Source organism: Streptomyces sp. Je 1-79 (genome assembly GCF_025195125.1).
Taxonomy (GTDB): Bacteria; Actinomycetota; Actinomycetes; order Streptomycetales; family Streptomycetaceae; genus Streptomyces.
Map to the genome: position 1 here is coordinate 61,806 of NZ_JAMGSL010000012.1, position 17,896 is coordinate 79,701.

Consider the following 17,896-nt stretch of genomic DNA (forward strand, 5'->3'; position numbering starts at 1 on the left):
CGAGGCCCCATCGCGTTGCGCGGTGGGGCTTCCGGCGTTTCCCGGGCCGTTAATGTGACCGGCATGGCGACCAAGGCGTTTGCGGACATCGGTGTGATCGGCGGCTCGGGGTTCTACTCCTTCCTGGAGGACGTGACGGAGGTGTCCGTCGACACCCCGTACGGCACCCCGAGCGACAGGCTCTTCCTGGGCGAGGTCGCCGGGCGGCGGGTCGCGTTCCTGCCCCGGCACGGCCGGAGCCACACGCTTCCGCCGCACCGCATCAACTACCGCGCCAACCTGTGGGCGCTGCGCTCGGTGGGCGTACGGCAGGTGCTCGGCCCGTGCGCGGTGGGCGGCCTGCGGGCGGAGTACGGCCCCGGGACCCTCGTCGTACCGGACCAGCTGGTCGACCGCACGAAGACGCGGCCCCAGACGTACTTCGACGGGGAGCCGCTTCCGGAGGCCTGGGGCGGGGCGGTGCCGAAGGTCGTGCACACCACCTTCGCCGACCCGTACTGCCCGGACGGGCGGCGGGTGGCGCTGAAGGCGGCCCGGGGCAGGGGCTGGGAGCCGGTGGACGGCGGCACGATGGTCGTCGTCGAGGGGCCGCGCTTCTCCACCCGCGCGGAGTCGCGCTGGCACGCGGCGGCGGGCTGGTCGGTGGTCGGCATGACCGGGCACCCGGAGGCGGTCCTCGCCCGGGAGCTGGGCCTCTGCTACACCTCGCTCGCGCTGGTCACGGACCTGGACGCGGGGACGGAGACCGGCGAGGGGGTCTCGCACACCGAGGTCATGCGGGTCTTCGGCGAGAACGTGGGACGGCTGCGGGAGCTGCTCTTCGACGCGGTGGGCGCGCTGCCGGACACGGCGGACCGGGACTGCCTGTGCACGCACGCGCACGACGGCTGGGACCTGGGGATCGAGCTGCCGTGAATCCCCCCTGAGGGTGAGGGAGTTGTCCACAGCGGGAGGGCGGTCCACAGGCCGGAGCGGGATGCCCGCGGAGCCGGGATGGTGGGAGCGGTTCTCCGGACGGCCGGAGGACGGTACGACTCCTTCCTGACAGGCGGTGCTGCCATGACGACCCGACCTTCCCCTTCCCTGACCTCTTCCCTGGCCCCTCCCCTGGCCTCTTCCTCGACCCCTTCTCCGGCCTCTTCCCTGGCCCCTCTTCCGTACCCCGACCTCTCCCCCGTTCCCGCGACGTGCGGTGTCCCGCCGTTCGAACCGCTGCGGGTGCGGGGCGGGCGCCAGCGGCTGCGACGGGCGCTGCGGCGTCGACGGCGGGCACCGGCGGCGATCCTCGCGATGAGCGCGGCCGCGCTGGCGGTGGCGGGCGGGGGCGAGGTCTCCGCTGACCCGCCGGCGCCCACGGCGGTACGGGAGCCGCACCGCGCGCCCGTGGTCCGCATGGTGTCGGCGCCGGTACGGATCGCCGACGCCGCCGCCGTGCGGCTGCTGCGGCCCGGCGACCTGGTGGACGTGATCGCCGCTCCCCACGCGTCGATGGGCGGGGGCGGTGAGGCGCGCGTCGTCGCCAAGGGGGCCCGAGTGGACGACGTGCCGCGCACGGGCGAGACTCGTCCGGACGGCGGGGCGTTGGTCGTACTCACCGTTCCACGGTCGACGGCGACGGCTCTGGCGGGCGCGGGGGTCACTTCCCAACTGGCGGTGACCTTGTGCTGATTCGCACGGAGTGCCAGTCAAGTAACCGTTCCGTGTGTACGGATTGGACGCCTCTGCGTCGTGCGCGGCCTAATGGCGGCGCTACCTGCACCAGCGACGAAAGGCGACCGGGTGACCCCGAAGAAGGAAAGCGTGATGGCGGGCTTCAAGGCCTTCCTCATGCGTGGCAATGTGATCGACCTCGCGGTGGCGGTGGTCATCGGTGCCGCGTTCACCAACATCGTGAACTCCGTGGTGAAGGGTGTCATCAACCCGCTGGTCGGCGCCTTCGGCACGAAGGACCTGGAGAGCTACCGGTCCTGCCTCAAGGGTCCCTGTGTGGTGGACGACGCGGGGAACGCCGTCTCCGGCATCCCGATCATGTGGGGCCTTGTGCTCAGCGCCGTCCTCAGCTTCCTGATCACGGCGGCGGTCGTCTACTTCCTGATGGTGCTGCCCATGGCGAAGTACCTGGCCAAGCGGGCCGCCCACGACAAGGCGAAGGAAAGCGTCCAGGAGACGATGGAGATCAGCGAGCTGGAGGTCCTCAAGGAGATCCGCGACCTGCTCGTCGCCCAGCGGGGCCCGAACTCCGGCACCGACTCGGGGAGCGGCGCGGGCTCGGGTACGGGGAGCGGCTCCGGCTCGGGTACGGGGACGCACCCCACCCCCTAGCCGGCGACTCGCACCGGCGTCAGAGGTGGTGCGGCGGCTTCTCGTCGAGGAAGCGCGCGAGATCGGCGGCGCTGTCGCTGCCGCCCTGAGGCCGCTCGCCCCACCCGCGGTCCGTATCGTCCGCGGACTGCTGGTCCAGCGGATCGTCGAAGATCAGCTTCGGCTTCGAGGTGTTCTCGGGCATCGACTGACGGCCGGGCTGCTTCGGGTCTCGCGGTCCGTGGGCGGGGGCGGTGCTCATACGTCAAGGGTACGCCGGGTGTCCGCCCGTGAACCCGGCCTTTCGGCGGTCCTGACAGCGGTCCCGTCGGCGGTCCTGGCGGCGGTCCCGTCGGCCGCTCTCGTCGGCGGCCTCGTCAGCGGCCTCGTCAGCGGTCCTTGGGATCGAGCGCCCACAGGCCCAGTACGACGAGGAACGACAGGACGAGAAAGCCTGCTCCCCACCAGGCCGTCCCGGTGTCGCCGGCCATCCACTCGTCGACCACGATCGTCAGCCCCCACAGCTGACCGACCACGACCGAGAGGGCCAGGACCAGGCGGGCGTTGAGCTTCGACGAGCGCTCGGGCTCCTGCTCCGTACCGGCGCCCGGGCCGGGGCCGGTGTGCCGGACCCGGGGGTCGCCGTAGCCGCTGGTGGGACGGATCTGCGGATAGCGCTCGTGGACCGGGCGGTTCAGGCGGGGCTGCGCGCTCCCGGGGGTGTAGGCGGGGCGCGCCGGCTGCCGGTCGGGAGCGGGGCCGGGGTCCTGGCCGGGGGTGCCCGGGGCGGGGCCGGGGACCTCCGGGTCCCGGGGGAAGGGGGCGTCGGTCATGTGCGCTCGCTCCTCGTGGCCGCTCCGCGTGCCGAGACCTCCGGGCAGCCGAGGCGTTCGGCCAGGTCGGGGCGGTCCCCGCCGAGCTGGCGGCACAGGCTCTCCTGGACGCTCTCGCCGGAGCGGGTCGTGCCGACGGCCCAGACACTGCCGTCGCTCTCCTCCACCAGGAGCACCTTGGGCAGCGCCCGGGGCGGCGGGCCGGCGGTCACCTCTCCCGTACGGGCGTCGAAGACCCCTTCGTGGCAGGGGCAGTACAGCTCGCCCTCGCTGCCGCGGTCGTTGCGCCAGAGCACGGCGCAGGCGAGGTGGGTGCAGACGGCCGAGTAGCCGGCGAGGGTGCCGTCCTCCAGGCGGATCGCGACCGCGCGGTCCTCGGCCTCGGGGTAGCGGAAGGCGAGGGACTCACCGGGCAGCAGCTGGTCGGCGATCCTCTTCGGCTCGGGTGCCCCGTCGGTGTCGCCGTGGCGGTGCAGGATTCCGGCGGCGACGCCGATGCCGCCGATGGCCAGGCCTCCCGAGACGGTGGCGACGATCCGGAGGTAGTCGCGCCGGGTGGTGAGCGAGTCGGCGGCGATGCGGTCGTGCAGCGCCTCCTGGGCGGCGTCGGCCGCTCCCTGGCCGTCGGCGGGGGGCTGCTCGGTGACGCTCATCAGACGGCCCTTCCGTTGATCTCGACGACGGGGAGCCCGCCGGGGACCGGCCACTGGACCTTGTCGGCGGGGACGACCATCGCCACACCCGTGGAGACGGTGGTCGAGCCGAAGGTGAAGGAGTCGGCGACCTGGACTCCGGGCCGCTCGGCCTGGAGCTCTTCGAGGGTTCCGTAGAAGAGGGCGCCGGTGGGGCAGACCGTGGCACACATCGGGGCCAGACCGTAGGCGGTGCGGTCGTAGCAGAGGTTGCACTTCATCTGCAGCTTCGCCTGGAGGTCGATCTTCGGGACGCCGAAGGGACAGGCGTTGACGCAGTTGGCGCAGCCGATGCAGCGGGTGGTGTCGGCCTGCTGCACCACGCCGTCGGGGGTGACGAGGATGGCGTCGGCGGGGCAGACCTCGGCGCAGGGGGCGACCGGGTCCTCGCAGTGCATGCAGACCGTGGGGAGGGAGGCGACGGAGTGCCCCTCGTCGGGGTAGTCGAGATGGATCATCGACTTGCCGCGGTGCGAGTCGCACTCGCGGCAGGCCGAGACACACGCCTGGCAGCCGATGCAGCGCCCGGGGTCGATGAAGATCGTGCGGCCCATCATGAGCGGCGTCAGCTCCTCTCCGCGGTGCCACGGCCCTGGGGGGACGTGGGCGGCAGGGGGTCGGTGCGGGAGACCTGTGTCTCCGGGTAGGCGTGCTGCCCGGGGGCGGTTGGGGGTTCGGGAACCTCGTCGATCCGTTCGGCGGCCTCGATCCGGGCCGCGCAGACCTTGTACTCGGGGATCTTGGAACGGGGGTCGAGGGCGTCGATGGTGAGGGCGTTGGCGGCGGTGGGGACCGGCCAGTGGTACGGCACGAAGACGGTGTCGGGGCGGATCGCCTCGGTGACCAGGGCGGGGAAGACCTCGCTGCCGCGGCGGGTGACGACGCGGACGGGTTCGCCGTTGCGGAAGCCGTGGGAGGGGTGGACCTCGACCCAGGGGCGGGGGGTCTGTTCCACGAGGGCGCCCAGGCGGCGGGTCTGGTTGCCGGAGAGGAAGTGGGCGACGGTGCGGCCGGTGGTGAGCGAGAGGGGGTACTCCTCGCTGTACGGGTCCATGGGCGGGTGCCATTCGACGGCCTGCATATGGATCTTGCCGTCCGGGTGGTAGGTCTTCCCGTCCTCGAAGAGGCGGGGGGTGCCCGGATGGTCGGTGGTGGGGCAGGGCCAGGCGATGCCGCCGGTCTCCTCCAGGCGTTCGTAGGTGATGCCGTAGTAGTCGTTGACCGTTCCGGCGGACGCGACGCGGAGTTCCTCGAAGACGGAGCGGGAGTCGGGGAAGGCGAACTTGTCCCCCGCGCCCAGGCGCTTGGCGAGTTCGCAGATCACCCAGGTGTCCGTGCGGACCCCGGCGGGCGGCTCCTGCGCCTTGTTGTGCTTGACGACCCGGGCCTCGGCGTTGGCCATCACGCCTTCGTCCTCGGCCCAGACCGTGACGGGGAAGACGACGTGCGCGTTGGCGGCGGTCTCGGAGAGGAAGAAGTCGAACTGGGCGTGGAACTGGAGGGTGTCGTAGCCGTTCTTGACGGTCGCGTAGTTGGGGAGGGAGACGAAGGGGTTGTTGCAGACGCCGATCAGTCCGCGGATCTCCTCGCGCTGCATCTGCCAGACCATCTCCATCATGGAGGTTCCGGCGGGCGGGAGTTCGGACTCCTCGATGCCCCAGATCTCGCAGATCTGGCGGCGGTGCTCGGGGTTGGTGATCGAGCGGCCGCCGGGCAGCAGGTCGGACTTCTGGCCGTGCTCGCGGCCTCCCTGACCGTTGCCCTGGCCGGTGATCGTGCCGTAGCCGGCTCCCGGCTTGCCGATGTTCCCGGTGGCGGTGCACAGGTTGATGATCGTCAGACAGTTCTCGACGCCCTGGGAGTGGTGTTCGACGCCGCGGGCGTGCCAGGCCATGGCCCGGCCCGCGCCGGCGAACATCCGGGCGGTCCGCACGATCTGCTCCTCCGGGACGCCGCAGATCTCGGCGGAGCGGGAGGGCGGATACTCCTCGACGGTCCGCCTCACCTCGTCCCACCCCGTGGCGTGCGCGGCGAGATAGGCCTCGTCGGTGAGGCCTTCGGCGACGATCACGTGCAGGACGGCGTTGAAGAACGCGGAGTCGGTGCCGGGCTTGAGGGCTACGTGCAGGTCGGCGGTGCGGGCGATGGCCGTCTCGCGGGGGTCGACGACGATCAGGGAGGCGCCGCGGTCCCGGGCTCCCCAGAGGTACTGGGTCATCACGGGGAAGCACTCGCCGACGTTGGAGCCCGCGATGAGGAGGCAGTCGGTGAGGAGGATGTCGGAGAACGGGTTGCCCGCCCGGTCGATGCCGAAGGACAGCTTGTTGGCGCCGGCGGCGGAGACCATGCACAGGCGCCCGTTGTAGTCGACGTGCCGGCTCTTCAGGGCGACGCGGGCGAACTTGCCGACGAGGTACGTCTTCTCCGAGTAGAGGCTGGCCCCGCCGAGCAGCCCGAAGGAGTCGTTTCCGTACTCGGCCTGGATGCGGCGGATCTCGGCGACGGTGAAGTCGAGCGCCTCCTCCCAGCTCGCCTCGCGGAACTCCTCGTCGCGGTTGCGGCGCATGAGGGGGGCGGTGAGCCGGTCGGGGTGGTTGACCTGCTGGTAGGCGTTGATGCCCTTGGGGCAGAGCCGCATCCGGTTGATGTCGTGGTTGCGGGGCTCGACGCCGAAGACCTTGCCGCCGTGGTCGACGCGGAGGTACATGCCGCATTGGACACCGCAGAAGCAGCAGTGGGTGGGGACGAGCGTCTCGCCGTTCTGGTCGGCGTGCCAGCGGTCGGCGGGGATGCCGCCGGCGTCCCGGAAGTTACGGGTGCCGGGCGGGGCGATCGAGGGGTCGAGCGGGAGCGGCCGGTCCCTGCCCACGTGCTGCTGGGTCACTTGAAGCCCTTCTTGACCTGGGTGAGGTAGGCGTTGCCGCGCATGACGCGCTTGCAGCGGGGGCAGTACGCGGGCCCCTCGTCGAAGCCGAGCTTCAGGTCGCGCATGGTGCCCTGGAGGTTCTCGACGTAGGGGGCGGTGTCGATGGGTTCCTGGCACCGGCGGCAGGCGAGGACCTCGTCGCCGTCCTTGCGGCGGGAGGTGTACTTGAAGAGCTGCATGCCGACGGCGGCGGGCCGCTGCACGATGTGGAAGAACTTCCCGAACGGGATGTAGATGAGGGTGAAGACCACCGACACCATGTGCAGGATCGCCAGGAACTCGTAGCCGCCTCCGTGCAGGAAGATCGACGAGAAGGTGAGCAGGAGCCCGGTCACGGAGATGACGATGAGGGCGATCAGCGGGACCAGGTCGTAGGCGAAGCGCTGGCCGGTGATGGCGCCGCGGTCCTTCATCCGGCGCCACAGGAAGTAGGAGGCGCCGGGGATGACGAGGACGGCGGCGATGTCGAGGCCGTGGAACATCAGCCAGCCGACGATGTTGAGCGAGTCGAAGCCGAGGACCTTCAGGCCCCAGATCCTCATCTCGTAGCCGGGGCCGGAGCCGGTGGACGAGGTGAAGGTGAACCAGCCCCAGGTGAGCGGGAAGGTGATCAGGGCGGCCAGGATGCAGCCCCAGAAGATCAGCTGGTGCGCCGCCCAGCGGGCGTGGGACCGGGCGCCGAGGAACTTCTGGAAGCCGAGGTAGGTGGCGATCATCTTCGGCAGCGCGGTGGGCGCCCTGCGGAAGTTGGCGGCCGAGAAGAAGGAGCGCCAGCCCTGCTTGAAGAGCCGGCGGGCACCGGGGGCGGAGATCCACACGGTGTAGCGGTAGGCGACGCCGAAGGCGAGGAAGACGGTGGCGACGGCGTACGGGAGCAGCGCCGAGTCGAAGTCGCGCAGGAGCCGGCTGCCGAGGACGATCGCGACGATCAGCAGTACGGAGACGGCGGTTCCGGCGAGCGTGGCCCGGCGGCGCACGTCGGAGGGGGTCTGGTGGCGCACGTCGGGGGGAGTCTGGAGGACGGGAGCGGGGCCCTGCGGTGGCTCGGTCACGCGGACACGCTAGGGCGGTATGCCGGGAATCAGCCCGTTTTGCAGGTCGGACGGGTGAGCGTGTCCCTCAGATGGCGTTCAGCCCGTGGGACCGGAAGAGGGCCCGCGCCTCGGCGAGCTGTTCCGCGGTCGGCGAGGGGGTGTCGTGGAGGGTGAAGGGCATGGCGAGTGCTCGCCATTTCGCTTCACCGAGCTTGTGGAAGGGGAGGATGTCGACGCGCGAGACATTGCCCAGGCCGGCGGCGAAGGCGGCGACTCCCTCCATGTTGTCGGGGTCGTCGGTGAGGCCCGGGACGAGCACGAAGCGGACGTGGACCTCCTGGCCGAGGTCGGCGAGGCGCCGGGCGAGGTCCAGGGTCGGTTCCAGGGGGCGGCCGGTGACCTTCTGGTACGTGTCCGGGTCCCAGGACTTGATGTCGAGGAGGACGAGGTCGGTGTCGCGCAGCAGGGCGTCGGTGGCGCGAGCGCCCAGGAAGCCGGAGGTGTCGAGGGCGGTGTGGAGTCCGAGCTCGTGCTTCATCCGGTGGAGCAGTTCGCCGGCGAAGACGGGCTGAAGGAGCGGTTCACCGCCGGAGACGGTGGCGCCGCCGCCGGACGCGGCGATGAAGCGGGTGTACTTCCGCGCTTCGGCGATCACGTCGTCGGCGGAGGTGCGTGTGCCGCGGCGCATGCGCCAGGTGTCGGGGTTGTGGCAGTAGAGACAGGACAGCGGGCAGCCGGAGAGGAAGGTGACGAAGCGGATGCCGGGGCCGTCGACGCCGGTCGACAGGTCCCAGGAGTGCACCGAGCCCTCGGAGGGGCGGCGGGTGGCGGCGGCCGCGGGCGTCGCGGGGGCGAGCGCGGTCGTGGACGTCGTGGACGTCGTGGACGTCGGGGGCGTCGTCCTTGTCGGGGCCGTGGTGCTCGTCGTGGTCATCGTGGTCATGGCGGGACCTCTCCGTGCCGAGGGGGCGCGCGGCTCCGGGGGCCGAGGGACGGCCCGGCCCCGGGCCACGCGGTCGGGGGCTTCCTACAGCGAGCCGTGGAAGGTGCGGTTGAGGACGTCGAGCTGCTGGTCGCGGGTGAGCCGGACGAAGTTGACCGCGTATCCGGAGACCCGGATGGTCAGCTGCGGGTGGTTCTCCGGGTGCTCCATGGCGTCCCTCAGCACCTCCCGGTCGAGGACGTTGACGTTCATGTGGAAGCCGTCGCTCGCCATGTAGCCGTCGAGGACACCGGCCAGGTTCCTGATCCGCTCCTCGGGGGTGCGGCCCAGACCGTCCGGGGTGACCGTGTGGGTCAGCGAGATGCCGTCCTCGGCGTCCTCGTACGGCAGTTTGGCGACCGACAGGGCGGAGGCGACATAGCCGTGGGTGTCGCGGCCGTTCATCGGGTTGGCACCCGGCGAGAACGGCTCGCCGGCGCGGCGCCCGTCGGGGGTGTTGCCGGTCTTCTTTCCGTAGACGACGTTGGAGGTGATGGTCAGGACGGACTGGGTGTGTTCCGCGTTCCGGTAGGTCGGGTGCCTGCGCACCTTTCTCATGAACTCCTCGACCAGCCAGACCGCGATCTCGTCCGCACGGTCGTCGTTGTTGCCGTACGCCGGGTAGTCGCCCTCGATCAGATAGTCGGTCGCGAGGCCGGTCTCGTCCCGGACCGGGGTGACCTTGGCGTACTTGACGGCGGAGAGCGAGTCGACGGCCACCGACAGACCGGCGATGCCGCAGGCCATGGTGCGGCGCACGTCCCGGTCGTGGAGCGCCATCTCGACGCGCTCGTAGGCGTACTTGTCGTGCATGAAGTGGATGACGTTCAGGGCGTGGACGTAGGTGCTCGCGAGCCACTCCATCTGCTCGTCGAACTTCCGCATCACCTCGTCGTGGTCCAGGACCTCGGAGGTGATCGCCCCGGTGGCCGGGCCGACCTGGGCGCCGGACCTCTCGTCGCGGCCTCCGTTGATCGCGTAGAGGAGGGTCTTGGCGAGGTTCACGCGGGCGCCGAAGAACTGCATCTGCCTGCCGACCGGCATCGCCGAGACGCAGCAGGCGATGGCGGTGTCGTCCCCGAAGCGGGGCCGCATCAGCTCGTCCGACTCGTACTGCACGGAGGAGGTGTCGATGGAGACCCTGGCGCAGAACTCCTTGAAGCCGCGGGGAAGGCGCGGCGACCAGAAGACGGTCATGTTCGGCTCGGGGGCCGGGCCGAGGTTGTACAGGGTCTGGAGATAGCGGAAGGAGGTCCGGGTGACCAGCGGACGGCCGTCCTCGCCCATGCCGGCGATGGACTCGGTGACCCAGGTCGGGTCGCCGGAGAACAGCTCGTCGTACTCGGGGGTGCGCAGGAAACGGACGATACGGAGCTTGATGATGAAGGCGTCGACCAGTTCCTGGGCCTGCTCCTCGGTGAGGAGTCCGGCCTCGATGTCGCGCTGGAGATAGACGTCCACGAAGGTGGAGGTCCGGCCGAGGGACATCGCGGCGCCGTTCTGCTCCTTCACGGCGGCGAGATAGGCGAAGTAGAGCCACTGGACGGCCTCGCGGCCGGTCGTCGCCGGACCGGAGATGTCGTGGCCGTAGGAGCGCGCCATCGACTTCAGTTCGCCGAGCGCGCGGATCTGCTCGGCGAGTTCCTCGCGCAGCCGGATGGTCTCCTCCAGCGACCGGTCGCCCGCGGGGAGGGCGTTGAGCTCCTCCTTCTCCTCCTTCTTGAAGGAGATCAGGCGGTCCACGCCGTAGAGGGCGACCCGGCGGTAGTCGCCGATGATGCGGCCGCGGCCGTAGGCGTCGGGGAGACCGGTGACGACGCCTGCCTTGCGGGCGGCGCGGATCTCGGGGGTGTAGGCGTCGAAGACGCCGGCGTTGTGGGTCTTGCGGTACTCGGTGAAGACCTTCTCCAGCTCGGCCGAGACCGGGTAGCCGTAGGTCTCCAGGGCACCGGCGACCATGCGCCAGCCGCCGTACGGCATGATCGCGCGCTTGAGCGGGGCGTCGGTCTGGAGGCCGACGATCAGCTCCTTGTCGCGGTCGATCCAGCCCGGGGCGTGGGCGGTGATGGTGGAGGGGATGTCGTACGCGACGTCGAGGACGCCCTTGGCGCGCTCCTCGGGGAAGCGGTCGGTGATGGCCTTCCACACGGCGGTGGTGCGCTCGGTGGGCCCGGCCAGGAAGGAGTCGTCGCCGTCGTACGGCGTGTAGTTCTGCTGGATGAAGTCGCGGACGTCGACCGCGTCGCGCCAGAGTCCGCCCTTGAAGCCCTTCCAGGCCGTCTCGTTCACCGTTGCCTCAGCAGGGGTCGCCGTCACTGCCCGCACCGCCTTCTTCGAATCATTCGATCGCGTCGTCGCTCACCTCCATTGCACGCCCTCCGATCGGTCGAGCGGGTCGGCAATGGTCACCGGTCGACGGCCTTTGGTCCTGTTCCCGGCATGCGGAAAGACCCCGCCTGGGCGGGGCCTTCTCCTAAGCGGATCCGTACGGCCGGCCGGATGGTCCGTACGCCGGCCGGCCGATCCGTCGCGCCGGTCAGCTGGGCGCCTCCGCGCCCTTGCGGGCGTAGAACCACCAGGTCACGACCGTGCAGCTGGCGTAGAAGGCGACGAAGCCCCACATCGCGCTGGTCACGGCCACCGAGCCGAAGAGGGCCGGGATGAAGAAGAAGCCGTAGGCGGCGATCGCCGAGGTGAAGCCGGTGACCGCGCCGGACTCCATCTCCGACTGCTTCAGCGCCTTCGCGTACTCCGGGGTGCCCTCCGTCAGCCCCTTCAGGTGGGTGCCGCGGAAGATCACCGGGATCTGACGGAACGTCGAGCCGTTGCCGATGCCCGAGAAGAAGAACGCCGCGAGGAAGCAGAGGAAGAAGCCGGCGAAGCTGCCCGTGTCGGATCCCGAGGGAAGGAAGGTGATCACACCGATGATCGAGGCCGCCATCCCGACGAAGGACAGGACCGTCACCCGGGCGCCGCCCAGCTTGTCCGCGACCCAGCCGCCCGCCCACCGGGCCAGGGCGCCGACCGCCGGGCCCATCCAGGCGTAGGTGGCGACGGAGTAGTCCGGGAACGTGGTCTTGATCAGCATCGGCAGCGCGGCCGCGAAGCCGATGAAGGAGCCGAAAGTGCCGACGTAGAGCCAGGTCATCAGCCAGTTGTGCTTGCGCTTGAAGATGACCTTCTGCTGGCTGAAGGGGGTCGAGGCCACCTTCAGGTCGTTCTGCCCGAACCATGCCACGGCGGCGAGGACGAGCAGCACGGGCACCCAGATGAACGCCGCGTTCTGCAGGTGGACCGGGGTTCCGTCGGCCTTGTGCTGGGCCTTGCCGATCGCGATCGTCGACCAGGTGATGACGATCGGCGTCAGCAGCTGGACCACGGAGACGCCCAGATTGCCGAGGCCGCCGTTGATGCCGGTCGCGCTGCCCTTCCTGGCCTTCGGGAAGAAGAAGCCGATGTTCGCGAGCGAGGAGGCGAAGTTGGCGCCGCCGATACCGCACAGGGCCGCGATGCCGACCATCACGGCGTACGGGGTCGACGGGTCCTGGATGGCGATGCCCAGCCAGATCAGCGGCACGATCAGCACGGCCGTCGACAGCGCGGTGAAGCGGCGCTGGCCGATCCGCGGGCCGAGGAAGGTGTAGAAGATCCGGGCGGTGCCGCCCGTCAGACCGGGGATCGCCGTCAGCCAGAACAGCTGTGAGGTGGAGAAGCCGAAGCCGACGTCCTTCAGGTTGGTGGCGGTGACGCTCCACACCTGCCAGACGACGAAGGCCACCAGCAGCGCCGGTACCGCGATCCACAGGTTGCGGCTCGCGACCCGCTTCCCGATCGACTTCCAGAAGAGTTCGTTCTCCGGCTCCCAGTCCGTGATCGGCCTGCCGGGGCGGTACTGCTCCGCGTCGTACGAGGGTGCGGGCGCGCTCGCCGCCGCTCTGCTGTCCTGGAGTACGGAACTCATGGCGCTTCCCTGGAGATCGGGGGCTTTCCTGACCACTCCAGGCTGCGCCGGCACCTCGGGGGCAGGTCAGAGGCCATGGTCGCGACCCGAGCGGGCGGAGGTCCCGCCCCTCCCGGGTCCTTGGGGGCGTCCGGCCGTGATCCGCCGGGCGCCCCTGGGGGTGTACCGCGTGCCACCACTCGCGCCGGGGCCCGGCTCTGGTGTTCTGGGGCGCATGACCCAACCGTTTCTGCCCCTCACCGCGCGCTCCCGCGCCGAGGCGCACCGCGCCGCCACACCGCTCGAGCTCTTCTTCGACCTCTGCTTCGTCGTCGCCGTCGCCCAGGCCGGGGCCGAGCTCGTGCACGCGGTGGCCGAGCACCACACCGCCGACGGCGTCCTCCACTACGCGATGGTCTTCTTCGCGATCTGGTGGGCCTGGATGAACTTCACCTGGTTCGCCTCGGCCTACGACAACGACGACGTCCTCTACCGCGTCGCCACGTTCGTCCAGATCGCCGGTGTCCTCATCCTCGCCGCCGGGATCTCCCGCGTCTTCGAGGACGACTTCCTCGTCGCCGTGCTCGGCTACGTGGTCATGCGGCTCGCGCTCTCCTTCCAGTGGCTGCGCGCCGCCCACCACGCGACGGAGGCCACCGAGCGCACGATGTGCCACCGGTACGCGGGCGGGGTGGTCCTCTGCCAGATCGGCTGGACCGCCCTCCTCTGGGCCCCCGAGTCCGCCCGCCCCTGGATCTTCCTCGTCATGATCTTCGCCGAACTCGGCGTCCCCGCCTTCGCGGAGAAGGCCGCCAGTACCCACTGGCACGCGCATCACATCGCCGAGCGGTACGGCCTGTTCACGATCATCGTGCTCGGCGAGACGATCGCGGCGGCGACGGTCGCGGTGAAGACGGGGGTCAGCGAGTACGACGCCCTCGGCGAGCTGCTCCCGATCGCCGCCGGCGGCCTGCTGATCGTCTACGCCGCCTGGTGGATCTACTTCGCCGCCCCCGCCCATGTCCGCCTCCGCTCCAACCGGCAGGGCTTCGTCTGGGGCTACGGCCACTACCTCATCTTCGCCTCCGCCGCCGCCATCGGCGCCGGGATCGAGATCGCCGTCGAACAGACCGTGGGCAAGGCCCACATCTCCACGCTCGCCGCCTCCTCCGCGGTGACGATCCCCACCGCGGTCTTCCTGCTCTGCGTCTGGCTGCTCCACGCCCGTTTCTTCAAGGTCGGCATCGCGCAGCAGCTCGTCCTGCCCGTCTCGTCGCTGGCGATCCTGATGTGCACGTTCGCCGGCCACTGGGCGGTCCTGGCGGCCGGTGCCGTCGCCGCGGCGACCGTGGCGACCGGGGTGACGCTCGCCGCCCGCAACCCCACGTCGCACGGCCCCGGCCCCGGCCACCGGCCGAACGGGCGTGGTACGCAAGGACCATGACGAAGAACGAGGCACCGCACGACGCACTGACGGACGTGACCGGGCTGCGGGTCGGCCACGCGCGCGTGGCCGGGCCGGGGGCCCTCAGCGGGACCACGGTCGTCCTCGCGCCGGAGGGCGGCGCCGTCGCGGGCGTGGACGTGCGCGGCGGCGGCCCCGGCACCCGGGAGACCGACGCGCTGGACCCCCGTAACGTCGTCCAGCGGATCGAGGCCGTGGTCCTGACGGGCGGCAGCGCGTACGGGCTGGAGTCGGCCGCCGGGGTGATGGCCTGGCTGGAGGAGCAGGGCCGAGGCGTACGGGTGGGGCCCGAGCCCTCGCACGTGGTCCCGGTCGTCCCCGCCGCCTGCGTCTTCGACCTGGGCCGTGGCGGCGACTTCACGGCCCGGCCGGGAGCGGCCACGGGGCGGGAGGCGGTGGAGGCCGCCGCGGCGACCGGGCTCCACGCGCGCGTGGAGACGGGCGCGGTCGGCGCGGGCACGGGGGCGGTCGTCGGCGGGCTCAAGGGCGGGGTCGGCACGGCGAGCGCGGTCCTGGAGTCGGGGATCACGGTCGGGGCGCTGGTCGTCGTCAACGCGGTCGGCTCGGCGGTGGACCCGGAGACGGGCGCGCTGTACGGGGAGTACTTCCAGGGCCGCCCCGCCCATCCGGACCCCGCCGTCCACGAGAACGCGAGGCGGCGCCTCGCCGAGGCGGTGGCCAGGAACACCCCGCCGCCCCTCAACACCACCCTCGCGGTCGTCGCGACCGACGCCGTCCTGACCCGCGCGCAGGCACAGAAGTTCGCCGGCACGGCGCACGACGGCATCGCGCGCGCCGTCCGCCCGGTGCACCTCCTCAACGACGGGGACACCGTCTTCGCCCTCGCGACCTGCGCCCGCGACCTGGCGCCGGAGGCCGGTCCGCTCGCTCTCAACGAAATCCTGGCAGCGGGCGCCGACCTGGTGACCCGGGCGATCGTGCGGGCGGTCCGGGACACCGCCGAGGGCGTGGACGGACCGGGCGGACTCTTCCCCTCGTACCGCGAGCTGTACGAAGCTGGCGATGCTGTCGACTCTCCTTACAACAAGGGGAGTTGAGCTGAAGAGGCGGCGGGGGCGCGGGAACTTCCCGCACGCCCCCTTCGTTTTGCCGAACCCCGGACACGATGTCAGACCCAGGGACTACGTTAAGCAAGCACCAAGTGACATGCGGCGACGGCCTGGAGACCCTCTTGAACGATCCGCAGGATCATCACGATCCGTACGAGACGACCGAGACGCACCTCGCGCGGCTCCTCGGCCGGGCGCTCAACTCCTTCGACCTGCCCGACAGCACGATCGAGCGCCTGGACACGGCGTTCGCCCACTCCAGCGCGCTGCACTCCTCGCACCACAGCGCGTCGCTGCACCGCACCACGTACCGCCACACGTATCTCCTGGCCGACGGCACGGCGCTCAGTCTGTGGGAGCTGGTCCACAACTCCGGCCGGGACGGCACCGAGCAGCACGAGCTGTACGCGGAGGAGGCGGACGCCCGGCTCGCCGCGTCCAGACTGCCGGCCCGCTTCTCCCCGGGCTGGGGTGTGGAGCGCCCGGCCGACCTGGACTTCGACGAGGACGGTGAGCTGGAGCTGCTGGGCGCCCTGCTGTCCCGCCGGATACCCCGGCAGCCCCGGATGTACGTCTCGGACGACTCGCCGGACCACGCCCGCCGGGTGCTGCGGCGCGCGGAGAACGCGGACCGGCCGGGAGAGGCGACGGCGCGCCGGCTGCGCGTGGCGTACGCCCACCACATCACGCAGGCGTTCGGCCGCCTGTGCGCGGTGGAGGGCGGCCGGGACGCCGGGTTCACCCTCTACGAGCACGCGTTCCTGCTCCTCGACGGCACCGAGCTGAGCCTGTGGGAGGTGGAGCACACGGCGACGCCGGACGGCCGCCACATGTGCGAGGTCTACGAACACGAGCACACGGCACGCGAGGCGATGGAACACCGCGCCCGGGTGCGCTGAGACGCGGTCCGGGAGGACGGCACCCCGGGAGGACGGCCCCCTGGCCGCCCTCCCGGACCTGGCGCTCCCCCGGCGGCCTGGCGCTCCCCCGCGGCTTGGCGCTCCCCGACGTCCTGGCGCTCCCCGGCGGCTAGGGCACGCGCACGAGCAGGGCCACCGTCACGCCGGTCAGTCGCTCGGTGCCGGTCGCGGTGTAGCGCGCCCGGAGGGCCCGCGCCTGGGCGGCCGGGAGCGCGTCCAGCGGATCGGCCGCGTCACCGGCCACGACCAGCCAGATCCGCCGCTCGTCCTTCAGACAGGCCGTCGGGTCGGGGCACTCGGTCGACCAGAGGTCCGCACGGTCGGCGGCCGCCGTGGAGAGGAAGACGTCGCGCGGCCGCAGCTCGTCCCGCAGGTAGAAGCGGACACCCACGTCGAGCATGCGCCAGTAGTCGTCGCCCCGGTCGTACGCCACCGCGTCACCCGGCCGGTGGTACTTCTCGATGGTCCTGGCTGCACCCTCGTAGTCGATGCCCTGCCAGAAGTGCGCGAACGGCCTGCGCACCGCCTGCTGTTCGGGCAGCGTGAGCACGGCCAGCGCCACGAGCACCGCCGCGATCACCCCCCGGGAGCGCGTTCCCCGGAGCCCCGCCCCGGCCAGAACGGTCCAGGCGGGCAGGGTGAAGAGCAGATAGCGGAAGTAGAAGTACGAGACGTCGCCGTGCGAGACCGCCCAGAGCAGCAGGGGTGGCAGCACCGCGAGCGCGGAGACGGCCACGAGCGCGCCGCGCGTCGCGGAGTCCCCGGCCGCCGGACCCTGAACCCCGGGGCCCTGCACCGCCGGGCCCCCCGCCGCCTGGCCTCGCTCCTCCCTGAGGCTTCCCCAGCCCAGTACCGCGAGGGCGGTCACCGCTCCTGCCACCAGCGCGGAGGCGTACAACTGCGGCAGGAAGGTGACCAGGCTCCACAGGTCCGGGCCCGGGATCCAGGAGATCTGGCGGCCGGCGTGCGCCCGGCCGAGGAGGACGACGGGGCCCGCGGCCGCCGTCCCGGCCAGGGCGGCGAGACCGAAGCGAAGGGCGATCGTCCGCTCCGCGCGGGCCCGGCGGGCGACGAGGACGAGATGCCCGGCCAGGACGGTCAGCGCGATCAGGTGCAGCAGCCCCACCGCCGCGACGCAGAGGGCGTACGCGGCCCAGCGCCGACGGCTCCCCGGGCGGTCCAGGGCCCGGAGCAGCAGCAGGGTCGAGAGGGTGGCGGCCAGGACCACGAGGGCGTAGGGCCTGGCCTCGTGGGCGTAGCGCGTGACGACGGGGGTGAGCGCGAACAGCAGACCGGCGGTCAGTCCCGCGCGGCGGCCGAACAGTCGCTGCCCGATCAGCGCCGTACACCCGGCGGTGCCCGCCATCGCGAGCGCCGAGGGCATGCGCAGCGACGTGGCGGAGTCCCCGAAGACGGTCATCCAGCCGTGCAGGAAGACGTAGTAGGTGCCGAGCACCGCGTCCACCCGCTGGACCGCGTCGAGGAGCTGGCCGGTGGAGCGGCGGGCCATGTCCCAGCTGTTGAGTTCGTCCTCCCACAGCAGGGGCCGGCCGATCTCGTACACCGTCAGGGCGAAGGTGAGCAGCGTCGGCCACAGCCACACGCCGAGCTGCCGCCCTCGGCCGGCCCGCTGCGCGCCCGGGCGCCGGACGCCCACGGGCGCCGTGCGGTCACCGGCCGGGGAGGCGAGGGACGGAGGAGCGGAGGGAGGAGCGGAGGGAGGGGTCGCCATG

At 71.5% G+C, this 17,896-nt stretch carries 16 protein-coding genes; 6 read left to right on the forward strand and 10 right to left on the reverse strand.

The window, feature by feature from the left end:
- Nucleotides 1-63 precede the first annotated feature (63 nt).
- The 3 genes from M5362_RS24285 to mscL all read left to right on the forward strand — a co-directional run bounded on the left by M5362_RS24285 (nucleotide 64) and on the right by mscL (nucleotide 2,322).
- Nucleotides 64-915, forward strand: coding sequence for an S-methyl-5'-thioadenosine phosphorylase (locus tag M5362_RS24285; RefSeq protein WP_260229848.1), 852 nt, complete (start codon nucleotides 64-66; stop codon nucleotides 913-915).
- 375 nt (nucleotides 916-1,290) lie between these two features.
- Nucleotides 1,291-1,668, forward strand: a complete 378-nt coding sequence (locus tag M5362_RS24290) for a hypothetical protein (protein WP_308354903.1) — start codon at nucleotides 1,291-1,293, stop codon at nucleotides 1,666-1,668.
- A 135-nt stretch (nucleotides 1,669-1,803) separates the two neighbouring features.
- On the forward strand, nucleotides 1,804-2,322 hold the full coding sequence (gene mscL, locus M5362_RS24295) for a large conductance mechanosensitive channel protein MscL (RefSeq protein WP_261366358.1): 519 nt from the start codon (nucleotides 1,804-1,806) through the stop codon (nucleotides 2,320-2,322).
- 19 nt (nucleotides 2,323-2,341) lie between these two features.
- Here the strand turns inward: mscL and M5362_RS24300 are convergent, their stop codons facing one another.
- From M5362_RS24300 to M5362_RS24340, 9 genes are all read right to left on the reverse strand, one after another.
- Complete coding sequence (locus tag M5362_RS24300) at nucleotides 2,342-2,563, reverse strand: hypothetical protein (RefSeq protein ID WP_260229850.1); 222 nt, start codon at nucleotides 2,561-2,563, stop codon at nucleotides 2,342-2,344.
- 127 nt (nucleotides 2,564-2,690) lie between these two features.
- A complete protein-coding gene (locus M5362_RS24305) occupies nucleotides 2,691-3,134 on the reverse strand; it encodes a hypothetical protein (protein WP_260229851.1) in 444 nt (147 codons plus the stop codon).
- On the reverse strand, nucleotides 3,131-3,787 hold the full coding sequence (locus tag M5362_RS24310) for a Rieske (2Fe-2S) protein (protein WP_260229852.1): 657 nt from the start codon (nucleotides 3,785-3,787) through the stop codon (nucleotides 3,131-3,133). Before M5362_RS24310 ends, M5362_RS24305 begins: the two co-directional genes overlap by 4 nt.
- Nucleotides 3,787-4,383 carry a 4Fe-4S dicluster domain-containing protein gene (locus tag M5362_RS24315; protein WP_260229853.1) on the reverse strand — a complete coding sequence of 199 codons (597 nt, stop codon included), beginning with the start codon at nucleotides 4,381-4,383 and terminating at the stop codon, nucleotides 3,787-3,789. The genes M5362_RS24310 and M5362_RS24315 overlap by 1 nt, the downstream gene beginning before the upstream one ends.
- Nucleotides 4,384-4,391: 8 nt before the next feature.
- On the reverse strand, nucleotides 4,392-6,710 hold the full coding sequence (locus M5362_RS24320) for a molybdopterin oxidoreductase family protein (protein ID WP_260229854.1): 2,319 nt from the start codon (nucleotides 6,708-6,710) through the stop codon (nucleotides 4,392-4,394).
- Nucleotides 6,707-7,804, reverse strand: a complete 1,098-nt coding sequence (locus M5362_RS24325; RefSeq protein ID WP_374214520.1) for an MFS transporter — start codon at nucleotides 7,802-7,804, stop codon at nucleotides 6,707-6,709. Before M5362_RS24325 ends, M5362_RS24320 begins: the two co-directional genes overlap by 4 nt.
- 67 nt (nucleotides 7,805-7,871) lie before the next feature.
- Nucleotides 7,872-8,729 carry a pyruvate formate-lyase-activating protein gene (pflA, locus tag M5362_RS24330; RefSeq protein WP_260229855.1) on the reverse strand — a complete coding sequence of 286 codons (858 nt, stop codon included), beginning with the start codon at nucleotides 8,727-8,729 and terminating at the stop codon, nucleotides 7,872-7,874.
- 84 nt (nucleotides 8,730-8,813) lie between these two features.
- On the reverse strand, nucleotides 8,814-11,093 hold the full coding sequence (gene pflB, locus M5362_RS24335; protein ID WP_308354904.1) for a formate C-acetyltransferase: 2,280 nt from the start codon (nucleotides 11,091-11,093) through the stop codon (nucleotides 8,814-8,816).
- Between the two features lie 211 nt (nucleotides 11,094-11,304).
- Nucleotides 11,305-12,729 carry a NarK family nitrate/nitrite MFS transporter gene (locus tag M5362_RS24340; RefSeq protein ID WP_260229857.1) on the reverse strand — a complete coding sequence of 475 codons (1,425 nt, stop codon included), beginning with the start codon at nucleotides 12,727-12,729 and terminating at the stop codon, nucleotides 11,305-11,307.
- 214 nt (nucleotides 12,730-12,943) lie between these two features.
- Between M5362_RS24340 and M5362_RS24345 the strand changes: the two genes are divergently transcribed.
- From M5362_RS24345 to M5362_RS24355, 3 genes are all read left to right on the forward strand, one after another.
- Nucleotides 12,944-14,152, forward strand: a complete 1,209-nt coding sequence (locus M5362_RS24345) for a low temperature requirement protein A (protein WP_260229858.1) — start codon at nucleotides 12,944-12,946, stop codon at nucleotides 14,150-14,152.
- The gene (locus M5362_RS24350) at nucleotides 14,149-15,231 is read left to right on the forward strand and encodes a P1 family peptidase (protein ID WP_260229859.1); all 1,083 of its coding nucleotides are present in this window, start codon (nucleotides 14,149-14,151) and stop codon (nucleotides 15,229-15,231) included. Before M5362_RS24345 ends, M5362_RS24350 begins: the two co-directional genes overlap by 4 nt.
- 134 nt (nucleotides 15,232-15,365) lie before the next feature.
- Complete coding sequence (locus tag M5362_RS24355) at nucleotides 15,366-16,142, forward strand: DUF6227 family protein (RefSeq protein ID WP_260229860.1); 777 nt, start codon at nucleotides 15,366-15,368, stop codon at nucleotides 16,140-16,142.
- Nucleotides 16,143-16,272: 130 nt separating this feature from the next.
- Here M5362_RS24355 and M5362_RS33195 read toward each other — a convergent pair whose 3' ends face one another.
- Nucleotides 16,273-17,895 carry a glycosyltransferase family 39 protein gene (locus tag M5362_RS33195; RefSeq protein WP_308354905.1) on the reverse strand — a complete coding sequence of 541 codons (1,623 nt, stop codon included), beginning with the start codon at nucleotides 17,893-17,895 and terminating at the stop codon, nucleotides 16,273-16,275.
- Nucleotide 17,896: the final 1 nt, after the last annotated feature.

What these genes read in the sequence shown, in the direction of transcription:
- pflA (WP_260229855.1), bottom strand. Translation starts at nt 8,729, where the DNA reads ATGACCACGATGACCACGACGAGCACCACGGCCCCGACAAGGACGACG.
- M5362_RS24350 (WP_260229859.1), top strand. Translation starts at nt 14,149, where the DNA reads ATGACGAAGAACGAGGCACCGCACGACGCACTGACGGACGTGACCGGG.
- M5362_RS24345 (WP_260229858.1), top strand. Translation starts at nt 12,944, where the DNA reads ATGACCCAACCGTTTCTGCCCCTCACCGCGCGCTCCCGCGCCGAGGCG.
- M5362_RS24285 (WP_260229848.1), top strand. Translation starts at nt 64, where the DNA reads ATGGCGACCAAGGCGTTTGCGGACATCGGTGTGATCGGCGGCTCGGGG.
- mscL (WP_261366358.1), top strand. Translation starts at nt 1,804, where the DNA reads ATGGCGGGCTTCAAGGCCTTCCTCATGCGTGGCAATGTGATCGACCTC.
- M5362_RS24315 (WP_260229853.1), bottom strand. Translation starts at nt 4,383, where the DNA reads ATGATGGGCCGCACGATCTTCATCGACCCCGGGCGCTGCATCGGCTGC.
- M5362_RS33195 (WP_308354905.1), bottom strand. Translation starts at nt 17,895, where the DNA reads ATGGCGACCCCTCCCTCCGCTCCTCCCTCCGCTCCTCCGTCCCTCGCC.
- M5362_RS24300 (WP_260229850.1), bottom strand. Translation starts at nt 2,563, where the DNA reads ATGAGCACCGCCCCCGCCCACGGACCGCGAGACCCGAAGCAGCCCGGC.
- M5362_RS24305 (WP_260229851.1), bottom strand. Translation starts at nt 3,134, where the DNA reads ATGACCGACGCCCCCTTCCCCCGGGACCCGGAGGTCCCCGGCCCCGCC.
- M5362_RS24290 (WP_308354903.1), top strand. Translation starts at nt 1,291, where the DNA reads ATGAGCGCGGCCGCGCTGGCGGTGGCGGGCGGGGGCGAGGTCTCCGCT.
- M5362_RS24310 (WP_260229852.1), bottom strand. Translation starts at nt 3,787, where the DNA reads ATGAGCGTCACCGAGCAGCCCCCCGCCGACGGCCAGGGAGCGGCCGAC.
- M5362_RS24340 (WP_260229857.1), bottom strand. Translation starts at nt 12,729, where the DNA reads ATGAGTTCCGTACTCCAGGACAGCAGAGCGGCGGCGAGCGCGCCCGCA.